General features: G+C 70.4%; 10 protein-coding genes. 5 read left to right on the forward strand and 5 right to left on the reverse strand.

Annotation, left to right across the window (positions count from 1 at the left end):
* The first annotated feature begins 3 nt into the window (after nt 1–3).
* Complete coding sequence (locus tag PKE44_RS09055; RefSeq protein ID WP_324550312.1) at nt 4–1,971, forward strand: PhoX family phosphatase; 1,968 nt, start codon at nt 4–6, stop codon at nt 1,969–1,971.
* A gap of 358 nt (nt 1,972–2,329) precedes the next feature.
* Here the strand turns inward: PKE44_RS09055 and PKE44_RS09060 are convergent, their stop codons facing one another.
* Nucleotides 2,330–3,157: a UDP-2,3-diacylglucosamine diphosphatase gene (locus PKE44_RS09060; RefSeq protein WP_324550293.1), complete on the reverse strand. Its 828-nt coding sequence runs from the start codon at nt 3,155–3,157 to the stop codon at nt 2,330–2,332.
* 288 nt (nt 3,158–3,445) lie between these two features.
* Nucleotides 3,446–3,643 (reverse strand): hypothetical protein, encoded by a 198-nt coding sequence (locus tag PKE44_RS09065; RefSeq protein WP_324550295.1) that lies wholly within the window; start codon nt 3,641–3,643, stop codon nt 3,446–3,448.
* A gap of 80 nt (nt 3,644–3,723) precedes the next feature.
* Here PKE44_RS09065 and PKE44_RS09070 point away from each other — a divergent pair, with 80 nt between their 5' ends.
* Nucleotides 3,724–4,677 carry a LysR substrate-binding domain-containing protein gene (locus PKE44_RS09070; RefSeq protein WP_324550297.1) on the forward strand — a complete coding sequence of 318 codons (954 nt, stop codon included), beginning with the start codon at nt 3,724–3,726 and terminating at the stop codon, nt 4,675–4,677.
* A 105-nt stretch (nt 4,678–4,782) separates the two neighbouring features.
* The gene (locus tag PKE44_RS09075) at nt 4,783–5,853 is read left to right on the forward strand and encodes a 3-deoxy-7-phosphoheptulonate synthase (RefSeq protein ID WP_324550299.1); all 1,071 of its coding nucleotides are present in this window, start codon (nt 4,783–4,785) and stop codon (nt 5,851–5,853) included.
* Nucleotides 5,854–6,006: 153 nt separating this feature from the next.
* Here the strand turns inward: PKE44_RS09075 and icd are convergent, their stop codons facing one another.
* Complete coding sequence (icd, locus tag PKE44_RS09080) at nt 6,007–7,770, reverse strand: isocitrate dehydrogenase (NADP(+)) (protein WP_324550301.1); 1,764 nt, start codon at nt 7,768–7,770, stop codon at nt 6,007–6,009.
* Nucleotides 7,771–8,342: 572 nt separating this feature from the next.
* Here icd and PKE44_RS09085 point away from each other — a divergent pair.
* Together PKE44_RS09085 and PKE44_RS09090 are read left to right on the forward strand one after the other, a co-directional pair.
* Nucleotides 8,343–8,645, forward strand: coding sequence for a hypothetical protein (locus PKE44_RS09085; protein ID WP_324550303.1), 303 nt, complete (start codon nt 8,343–8,345; stop codon nt 8,643–8,645).
* 63 nt (nt 8,646–8,708) lie between these two features.
* Entirely contained in the window at nt 8,709–9,656 is a 948-nt protein-coding gene (locus PKE44_RS09090) for a hydrogen peroxide-inducible genes activator (protein ID WP_324550306.1), read from the forward strand.
* Nucleotides 9,657–9,706: 50 nt separating this feature from the next.
* On the opposite strand, the gene PKE44_RS09095 is transcribed toward PKE44_RS09090, so the two are convergent.
* Nucleotides 9,707–9,973, reverse strand: coding sequence for a hypothetical protein (locus tag PKE44_RS09095; protein WP_324550308.1), 267 nt, complete (start codon nt 9,971–9,973; stop codon nt 9,707–9,709).
* Between the two features lie 47 nt (nt 9,974–10,020).
* Nucleotides 10,021–10,755, reverse strand: a complete 735-nt coding sequence (locus PKE44_RS09100; protein WP_324550310.1) for a dinitrogenase iron-molybdenum cofactor biosynthesis protein — start codon at nt 10,753–10,755, stop codon at nt 10,021–10,023.
* Nucleotides 10,756–10,969 lie beyond the last annotated feature (214 nt).

Raw genomic sequence — 10,969 nt, forward strand, 5'->3', positions numbered from 1 at the left:
CCGATGTCCGCCGACGACGAAATCGTCAATCCCAGCCACGGCCCGCGGTTCACCGATCTGCTGGCGCTGGCCGCCAGCCGCCGGCAGCTGCTGAAGCTCGGTGCCGCCGGTGCGGCGCTGGCGCTGTTCGGGCGCAGCGGTGCCGCTGCCGATGCGCCGGCGGCCGCTGCGGCCCCGGCTGCCGCGCTCGCCGGCCTGCCCGGTTTCACGGCCATCGCCACCAGCACCGAGGACACGGTGCGCGTGCCGCCGGGTTACGAATGGGCGGTGCTGACGCGCTGGGGCGATCCGGTCGGCGCGCAGGCCGGGCAGCCGCGCTGGCGCAGCGATGCCGGCAACGATGCCGCCGAGCAGGCGCTGCAGTTCGGCATGCATCACGACGGCATGGCGCTGTTCCCGCTCGGCACGGACGGCACGCGCGCGCTGCTGGCGCTGAATCACGAATACGTCGATCACGGCCTGCTGTTCGCCGACGGCATGGACGGCTGGAGCGCCGCCAAGGTCGCGAAGTCGATGGCCGCGCACGGCGTCAGCGTCGTCGAGCTGGTGCAGGCCGATGGCCGCTGGAGCGTGGTCTCGCCGTCGCAGTACGCGCGGCGCATCACGGCCGCCACGCCGATGCGCCTCGCCGGGCCGGCCGCCGGGCATGCGCTGCTGGCGACCGCCGCCGATCCGCAGGCGCAGACGGTGCTCGGCACCTTCAACAACTGCGCCTGCGGCCAGACGCCGTGGGGCACGTATCTGAGCTGCGAGGAGAACTTCAACGGCTACTTCGCGCGCACGGCCGGTGAACCGACGGCGCTCGAAAAGCGCTACGGCATCAAGGACAAGTCCGACTACCGCTGGCACGAGCACGAGCCGCGCTTCGACCCGGCGCTGCACCCGAACGAGGCGCACCGCTTCGGCTGGGTGGTCGAGATCGATCCGCACGATCCGGCGGCGGTGCCGGTCAAGCGCACCGCGCTCGGGCGTTTCAAGCACGAGAACGCCGCGGTGACGCTGGCCGCCGATGGCCGCGTCGTCGTCTATCTCGGCGACGATCAGGCCAATGAATACCTGTACCGCTACGTCAGCAAGGGCCGTTACACGCCGGGCATGGCGCGCGCCGCGGCCGGGGCGCTGCTCGATGACGGCATCTTGTTCGTCGCGCACTTCGGCGCCGATGGTCACGGCGAGTGGCGGGCGCTGGTGCATGGACGCGACGGCCTCGATGCCGGCAACGGCTTCGCCGATCAGGCCGAGGTGCTGGTGAAGACCCGGCTCGCGGCCGATGTGCGCGGCGCGACGAAGCTCGATCGCACCGAGTGGGTCGCCATCCACCCGGGCCGCGCCGAGGTCGCGGTGACGCTGACCAACAACAGCGGCCGCAAGAGCGCCGATGCCGCCGATCCGCGCGCGCCGAACCCGCACGGCCACATCCTGCGCTGGCGCCCGGATGGCGCCGATCACGCCGCCGACGGCTTCGCATGGGAGGTGTTCGTGCTCGCCGGCGATCCGCAGGCCGAGGATGCCAGTGCCCGCGGCAATCAGCCCGGACTCAACGCCGCCAACACCGATGCCGCCTTCAGCTCGCCGGACGGCCTCGCCTTCGATGCGCGCGGCCTGCTGTGGATCGAGACCGATGTCTCGACCGGCAAGCTCTGGCATCCGCAGCTCGCACCGAAGCAGGGCGCGTATCAGGTCTTCGGCAACAACCAGCTGCTGGTCGCCAATCCGGACACCGGCGAGATCCGCCGCTTCCTGACCGGCCCGGTCGGCTGCGAGCTGACCGGCATCGCCTTCAGCCCGGATTTGCGCACGCTGTTCGTCAACATCCAGCACCCCGGCGAGCCGCTGGACGCGAACACCGAGTTCAACGACCCGACCGCGCCGCAGCGCTGGAGCCAGTGGCCGGACGGCCCCGGCGGCGGCCGGCCGCGCTCGGCGACGCTGGCGATCCGGCGCACGGATGGCGGGCCGGTCGGCAGCTGAGCGCGTGAAGCGGACGTGTGCGCGACCGGATGCGTCGCGCACACGGTTGCGGACACGCAGCCGCAAGGCCCGAAGCCGCACGTGCAAGGCTTTGCGGGCGATCCGCAAGGGAAAAAGCCTTGCGCGCAAGGCTGGAGGCGTGAAGCGCAAGGCCCGAAGCAGCACGCGCAAGGCTTTGCGCGCGATCCGCAAGGGAAAAAGCCTTGCGCACAAGGCTGGAAGCGCGAAGCGCAAGGCTCGAAGCCGTGCGTGCAAGGCTTCGGACCCGAAGTGCAAGGCTCGAAGCCTTGCACCTGCGGCGGCCAGGCTTTCGGCTGCGGGAAAAAGCCGTGCAGGCCAGACGCCGGGCCGGCCGGTTTCAGCCCAGGCGGCCCGCCATCGCCGCGGCTGCCGGGACGGCAGCGGCCGCGCGCGGGAAGTCGAGGACATCGACGTGCGTGACGCGCGCCTCGTCGGCCCAGTGCAGCACCTGCAGCCGGCCATCGGCGTGCTCGACCAGCGCCGTGCAGCTCTCGATCCAGTCGCCGCAGTTGGCGTACAGCGTGCCGTCGATCGTGCGCAGCTCGGGCTTGTGGATGTGGCCGCAGACGATGCCGTCGACCTCGCGGCGCGCGGCCTCGTGCGCGGCGGCGCGCTCGTAGCGGCCGATGGCGCGGGCGGCCGGGCCGATGCGCGTCTTCAGATCCAGCGCCAGCGAGCGGTACGGCAGGCCGCAGAGCCGGCGCAGCCGCCGGCTCCAGCGGTTCAGGAACAGCGCGAGATCGTAGGCGTGATCGCCGATCAGCGTCGTCAGCCGGCCGCCGCGCGCGGCATCGTCGAAGCCGTCGCCGTGCACGACCCATAGCTTTCGGCCGTCGGCGGTCTCGTGGATCGCCTCCGGCAGCAGCTCGACGCCGCCGAAGCGCAGGCCGTGATGCGCCCGCAGGGCCTCGTCGTGATTGCCGGGCAGCCAGACCACGCGCGTGCCGGCGGCAGCGAGCGCGATCAGCTTCGCGAGCACGCGCCCGTGCGCAGCCGGCCAGCGCCCGCGGCGGTCCATCTCCCACAGATCGAGCACGTCGCCGACCAGATAGAGCTGCTCGCAGGTGCAGGCATCGAGGAAATCGAGCAGCCAGAGCGCACGGCAGTCGGCATTGCCGAGGTGCAGGTCCGAAAGCCACACGGACCGGAAGGATCGCTCGCGCATCATCGTCATTCGTTCACCCGCTCGCTCCGGCCCGGAAGGTCGGCTGAGTCTGGGCAGCGGCGATGAAGCGGCCGTGACGTTCGCACGGCGAAGCGGTGGCGGGATCGTGATGGGCCGGTGACGGCGGGCGTGGCGCTCAGCGGCAGACCGTTGGCCGGGCGCGCGAAGGGACACGCCGCCCGGCCGGGACCGGAGTTGCCGGTCCGGCCGGACGGCGCGGGCAGGGTCGGGACGGGGTGGATGACATCGGTTCGGGTGCCGGGCGGGAGCGGACAGGCCGCGCAGGGTTCAGACGCCGTGCGCGGCGCCGTGGGCACCGAACACCGGCAGGGCGCTGCCGCGGCCGGTCGCGGAGTAACCAACCGGACGCTGGCCGTGCAGGGCCTCGTGGCGCAGCGCGTCGGCGCGGGCGATGTACCAGTCGTAGTCGATCGTGCCGTTGGCGAGGCGGCGGATGCTGTCGCGGGATTCAAGCGTATGCTGCATGGCGGCATCTCCTGACAGGTTGGATGACGCCCGCAGGATCATGGACTTGCCACACCCGCGACAAACGACGAATTTTCCCGATGCGTGAACTGAATTCATCTGTGCAGCCGGCCGCGACGCACCGGCTGCCGTCGCTGATCGCGCTGCGCGCCTTCGAGGCCGCCGCGCGCCTCGGCAGCTTCCAGGCCGCGGCGGCGGAACTGCATGTGACGCCCTCGGCGATCAGCCACCAGATCCGCGCGCTCGAAGGCGAACTCGGCGTGCCGCTGTTCGAGCGCCTCGACAAGCGCGTCGTGCTGGCGCGCGGCGGGCAGGAGCTGTTTCCGGCCGTGCGCGAGGCGATGGAGCTGCTGCAGGCGGCGAGCCTGCGCGTGCGCCGGCTCGCCGGCGAGCGGCGGCTGGTGCTGTCGAGCGCACCGCTGTTCGCGACGCGCTGGCTGATGCCGCGCCTCGCCGACTTCCACGCCCGCCACCCGGACTGGGAGCTGCACGTGCGCGCGACGCTGGAAGAGGAGGACTTCCGCAGCGGCGAGATCGATCTGGCGATCCGCTGGGGCGACCGCGACCGGCACTGGCCGCAGCACCTCGCGCACGAGGAGCTGCTGATCGAACGCATCACCGCGGTCGCAAGCCCCGATCTGGCCGCGCGGCTCGCTCCGGGCAGCGGTCCCGGCGCGCTGATCGACGGCGCCCCGCTGCTTGCCAGCGCCTTTCGCGACGCCGAATGGCAGCGCTGGTTCGATGCCGCCGGCTGCCTGAAGCCGGCGCCGCTGCCGAGTGCGCACTTCGCGAGCACCGCACACATGCTCGAAGCCGCGGTCGCCGGCATGGGCTGGGCGCTGGTCGATCCGCGCTTCGCCGGGCGCGAGCTGGCGCAGGGCCTGCTGGTGGCGCCGTGGCCGCTCGCCGGCTGCGAGGGTCAGCACTTCCACGCCGTCTGCCCGCCGGCGCACACCGGCCGCCCGGGCGTGGCGCGCTTCGTGAGCTGGGTGCGCGAGCGCCTGGCGGCCGAGGCTCCGGCAACTGCCGGTTGACGCCTGCCGCGCACGCGCGCTAAACCGCGCATCCCGTTGCGTATCGCACGCCTAACCGGCTGTCCGCAGCCGTTTTCTCCTCCCCCCTTCCAGGGAAGTGCGGCCATGACCAGAGCCCAGATCGAAAACGTCAACGTCGTCTCGACCGAGATGCTGCTGACCCCCGCGGAACTGCACAAGCGCCTGCCGCTGACTGCCGACGCCCGCGCCGCCGTCGTCGCCGGTCGCGAGACCGTCGAGGCCATCCTCGACCGCCGTGACCCGCGCCTGTTCGTCGTCGTCGGCCCGTGCTCGATCCACGACCCGGCGGCGGCGATGGACTACGCGCGGCGCCTGAAGGCGCTGTCCGACGAACTCGGCGACACGCTGTACCTGATCATGCGCGTGTACTTCGAGAAGCCGCGCACGACCACCGGCTGGAAGGGCCTGATCAACGACCCGGACATGGATGATTCCTTCAAGATCCAGAAGGGCCTCGGCGTCGCCCGGCAGCTGCTGACCGACATCGCCGAACTCGGCCTGCCGACCGGCACCGAGGCGCTCGACCCGATCAGCCCGCAGTACCTGTCGGACCTGATCACCTGGGCGGCGATCGGCGCGCGCACGACCGAATCGCAGACGCACCGCGAGATGGCCTCGGGGCTGTCGACGCCGGTCGGCTTCAAGAACGGCACCGACGGCGGACTGGCGGTGGCGATCAACGCGCTGCTGTCGGTGTCGAAGCCGCACAGTTTTCTCGGCATCGACGGCGAGGGCCAGTGCTCGATCATCCGCACGCGCGGCAACCGCTACGGCCACGTCGTGCTGCGCGGCGGTCCCAAGCCGAACTACGACTCGGTCACCATTGCCCTCTGCGAGCAGGAACTGGCGAAGAACAAACTGCCGGCCAACATCGTCGTCGACTGCAGCCACGCCAACTCCAGCAAGAAGCACGAACTGCAGCCGCTGGTGCTGAACGATGTCGTCAACCAGATCGTCGACGGCAACCGCTCGATCCTCGGCGTCATGATCGAAAGCAACCTCAACGCCGGCAACCAGCCGATCCCGGCCGATCTCTCGCAGCTCAAATACGGCGTCTCGGTCACCGACGCCTGCGTCGACTGGGAGACCACCGAGCGCATGCTGCGCGACGCGCACGCGAAGCTGAAGGACGTGCTGCCGAAGCGCCTCGGCTGAAACCGGCAGCCCCGCCGCCGCCCGCAGGCCCCGCCCCGTGCGGGGCCTTGCATTTTCAGGCCCGGCAGAAATGAAGACGGCGCCGGCGGCCCCCTTGCGGGGAACCGCCGGCGCCGTCCGTACGGAAGGCGCCGCGCAGCCGCGGCCCGGGGCTTACTCGCCGCCCCAGCCGTATTCCTCGACCGTGCGGAACAGGTCCATGTCAGAGACGACGCCGATCGGCGTGCCGCTCGCGCCGACCACGACGCGGCGGATGTTGGCTTCGAGCATCTTCGACGAGGCTTCGGTCAGCGTGGTGTCACGCGAGACCATCACCAGCGGCCGGTTGACGATCTCGTTGACGACGACGCGGGCCGGCGAGCGGTTGGCGTTGATGATCTTCCGCACGATGTCGCGCTGGGTCATGATGCCCCATTCGCCCTTGTCATCCGGCTCGACCACGACCGAGCTGATGCGCGATTCACGCATCATGTGCATGACCTCGGCGACCGACTCGGTGCCCTTGACGGTGACGACCTTGTGCATGATGTCGGCAACGGCATGCGGCTGGCGGCCGGCTTCCTTCATCGCCTCGGCCGGGTTGGCCTGACGCTGCTCCTCGAGCTTGGACTTCTCGGCCTCGACCTGGGCGCGGTGCGCCTCGGCGGCGGCGACCAGCGCGGCCGTCTCGCCGCGGATCTTCGCGATCAGCAGGTCGCCGAACTGGCTGGTCTTGACCTCGGTGGCGCCCGGCATCTGACGCGCGAAGTCGTAGGTGACCGTCTTGTCGGCGATGACCTTGGTCAGCGCCGAGTTGATCAGGTCCGCGGCCTCCTGCCAGCCCATGTATTCGAGCATCATCACGCCGGACAGCAGCAGCGAGCCCGGGTTGACCTTGTCGAGGTTGGCGTACTTCGGCGCCGTGCCGTGCGTGGCCTCGAACACCGCGACGTAGTCGGCGATGTTGGCGCCCGGGGCGATGCCGACGCCGCCGACGTGCGCGGCGGCCGCGTCGGAGAGGTAGTCACCGTTGAGGTTCAGCGTCGCCAGCACCGAGAACTCGGCCGGGCGCAGCTGCAGCAGCTGGAAGATGATGTCGGCGATGCGGTCCTTGATGACGATCTTGCCTTCCGGCTGCACGCCACCGTAGACGCTGTACAGCTCGTCCTCGGTGATCGTCACGTCGCCGAACTCGTCGCGCGCGACCTCATAGCCCCAGTTGCGGAACGCACCCTCGGTGAACTTCATGATGTTGCCCTTGTGGACAAGCGTCACGGAGTCCTTCTTGTGGTCGATCGCGTAGCGGATGGCCTTGCGCACCAGGCGCTTGGTGCCGAAGGCCGACACCGGCTTGATGCCGAGACCGGCGCCCTCGAAGAACTCGGCGCCCATTTCCTCACGCAGGAACTTGGCGACCTTCTCGTTCTCGGGCGTGCCGGCCTTGTACTCGATGCCCGAGTACACGTCCTCGGTGTTCTCGCGGAAGATGACGATGTCCACGAGTTCCGGGTGCACCATCGGCGAGGGCACGCCGGCGTAGTAGCGCACCGGGCGCACGCAGGCGTACAGGTCGAGTTCCTGGCGCAGCGCGACGTTCAGCGAGCGGAAGCCGCCACCGACCGGCGTGGTCAGCGGACCCTTGATCGAGACGATCAGGTCCTTCAGGGCTTCCAGGGTTTCGTCCGGGAAGTAGTTGCCGTCGTAGATCTCGGCAGCCTTCTCGCCCATGAACAGCTCGCACCAGTGAATCTTGCGCTTGCCGTCGTAGGCCTGCTCCACCGCCGCATCCCACACGCGCAGACAGGCGCGGGTGATGTCGGGGCCGATGCCGTCGCCCTCGACGTAGCCGACGACCGGCTGGTCCGGAACGCTGAGCTTGCCGTCGACGACGGTGATCTTCTCGCCGGTGGCGGGCATCTTGATGTGCTGGTAAGCCATGAGACCTCCTTCCTCGTCCGCTCGCTGCGGCGGACAGACTTGTTCACGCGGCGCGTCAGGCTGGAAAGACCTGATGACTTGTCGCGACCCCCGATGTTCGGGGCCGGAAACGTTGCGGCGGGATGGTCCGTACAGCAAACGCGCAGGTCGCACCGGCAGGCCGGAGCTGCCGGACGGGTCTGTCGCCTGCGGAGGAAGGCTCGCAGCCGGAAACGGCCGCGGGAGCCACGAATACGGTACGCCGAAACGCTGCCAACCCCTTGCCCGGCCTTGTCGATCTGTGTCGATCTCGTTATGGATGCCGGGTGCTCCAGCCGCGCGCAAAACTACACGCAAACGTGCGGGGTGGCAATCGCGCCGCCGGCCGCCTCCGGCGGCGGGCCGGGGCCGAATGGCGATTTCGGGGCGTGCAGCGGGGATTGCCGGAGGCAGGGGCTTTTCCGGCAGGTGAAACCGGCGGGCGCGGCGCGTGCGGGGCGCGGATTTCTTGTTGCGGGCGCCGGCAGGCGGCTACCATCGGTGCTCCGGTCGGCCAGGAACGGCGGACCGACCCGCCTGAGAGCGACCGCAAGATGACGATGCGCACCTCGATCCCCGGAATCGTCGCCGGACTGGCCCTCACCGGGATGGCCGCCGCGGCCGTCGCGGCCGACGGCGCGTGGATCCCGCGCGGCAAGCCGATGCGGCAGTTTCCGTCCTGCTACCAGATGTGGGTCTGCGTCGCGAAGGACAAGCCCGAGGGACCGTTCAGCGGCATGCCGCGCGGCACCTGGGGCGCCTGCGACACCAGTTATACCGCCGGCGCGGCCGGCAGCCAGGCCGAAAGCTGCGAGAAATGCCTCGCCGGCCCGCCCGAGGACGCCTGCAAGCCCTGACGCCGGCCCGGATCGCCCACCGGCTGCGGCTGCGGCGGCGTTCTCAGCCGAGGAAGCCCGTACATGACGCTGACCGAACTGCGCTACATCGTCGCGGTGGCACGCGAACGCCACTTCGGCCGTGCCGCCGAGGCCTGCTTCGTCAGCCAGCCGACGCTGTCGGTGGCGGTGCGCAAGCTCGAGGACGAACTCGGCGTCGTGCTGTTCGAGCGCGGCCCCGGCGAGGTCACCGTCACGCCGGTCGGCCGGCGCGTGGTCGGGCAGGCGCAGCGCGTGCTGGAGGAAGCCGACGCGATCCGGGCGCTGGCGCTGTCGGGCAAGGACGAGCTCGCCGGCGTGCTGCGCCTCGGCGCGATCTACACGATCGGCCCCTACCTGCTGCCGCAACTGATCCCGCGCCTGAAGCGCGTCGCGCCGCACATGCCGCTGCAGATCGAGGAAAACTACACGGCCGTGCTCGGCGAGCGCCTGAAGCAGGGCAAGCTCGACGTGCTGATCCTGTCGCTGCCCTTCGAGGAGAGCGGCGTGCTGACCGAGGCGCTGTACGAGGAGCCCTTCGTCGTCGTGATGCCGGCCGGCCACGCGCTGGAGCACGAGCGCGCGATCGACGTGCACGCGCTCGCGCAGGAGGATCTGCTGCTGCTCGGCCCCGGACACTGCTTCCGCGACCAGGTGCTGCAGGTCTGCCCCGAGTGCAACCGCGCCGCGGTGGCCTCGGACGCCGACAACATGCAGCGCACGCTCGAAGGCAGCTCGCTCGAAACCATCCGGCTGATGGTCGCCACCGGCATGGGCGTGACCGTGCTGCCGCAGACTTCGATGACCGCCTACGCCAGCGCGCCCGAACTGCTGAGCGTGCGGCCGTTCACGGAACCGGCGCCGAAGCGCGTCGTCGCGCTGGCCTGGCGCAAGAGCTTCCCGCGGCCGGCGGCGATCCGCGTGCTGGCGGCGGCCGTGCGCGCCTGTCCGCTCGGCGAGTCCATCGAGGTGCTGGAGGGCGCGACGGCCTGAATCCGGCCCGTCGCCGCCCCGTCCCGGCCGCTGGCCGGCGCGCAGGCTTTTCAGCCGGGGTCGCGATCGAGCGCCTGCAAGCCTTCGATCAGCTTCGGCACCAGCGCTGCTTCGGCCGCATCGATGCCGGCCAGCGCATGGCGGATCAGCGCCCGGCCGCCGGGGCTGCCCGGTTCGGCGTCGAGTTCGGCGGCCATGCGCCCGAGGTTGCCGACGATCAGCCGCGTGATGCGCTGGTTCTCGCCGAACACGCCGGCGGTCTGGATCGCGGTGGCAACCATTTCCGTGGCCGCCTCGAAGCGGTCTTTTTCGGTCATGCCCGTCTCCGTCGCCGGCGCCTGCCGGCGACCTGCGGCCGCGGCCATCAGGCGCGCGTGCCGGCGTCGTAGTTCTTCACGCGCTGCCCGGCGGCGACGCCGAGGATCTTCGACAGCCACGGCGGCGGCGACTTGATCATCGCCTGCTGGAACTGCGCGATGACCTCGGCGGCCTCGCCGCCTTCGGGACGCTTGATCGGATAGATGTCGGCGCGGATCACCTTCGGCGCCGCCGGGCCGCCGATCGACACCACGTACAGCACGTGGCAGTCGCTGATCAGCGAGGTGCGGAAGGCATTCTTGTCCTCGGCGAAGTCGGCTTCGAGCGCGTCGCGGATGCCGACCAGCCGGCTCTCGGTCGGCGAGACCTGATAGACGAGGAAGCGCAGGCAGGAGCCGAAGTGGCCGTTCAGCGTCGTGCCACTGTCCGAGGCGAGCGCGATGCGCACCGAGCCGGGCATGTCGCCCTCGGCGTAGGACTCGACCGGCGGCAGGTCGGCGGCGCCGTCGTCGTCGCCCCAGAGGATGCGCACGGCCATCTTCATCGCGTCGAGGCCGATCAGGATGTCCTCGTTGTCCTCCTCGCCGTCGACGCTGCCGAGGCCGGTCTTGAGGTCGGTGACGGTGACGGTGCGCAGCTTGTCGGTGTCGATGTGATCGCCGAGGCGGTTGTGCAGCACCTGCACCAGCTGCGCCAGCGCGATGTTCGGCATGGCGCGCGCAGCGAGGGCGACGCGCAGCGCGGCTTCCTGCGTGATGGGCTCGACTTCGGACTCGGACATCGCGGCATCTCCGGGGGCAGTGAGGGGGCGGTCGTACCGGAAATGCTGCACTGCACAGGCGATGCCAGTCCGGCACGATTGCGTAACAACCTGATCCTCATCAGGAAACCACGCCCCGGGCTCGCGCCCCCGCATTGTCGGCCCCTGTCGGGTTTGCGACAGGTCGCGCGCGCGCCGGTGCCGGGCGCTATACGTCAGCGACACGAGCACTCCC

This window comes from Plasticicumulans sp., from assembly GCF_035331805.1.
Taxonomy (GTDB): domain Bacteria; phylum Pseudomonadota; class Gammaproteobacteria; order Competibacterales; family Competibacteraceae; genus Plasticicumulans.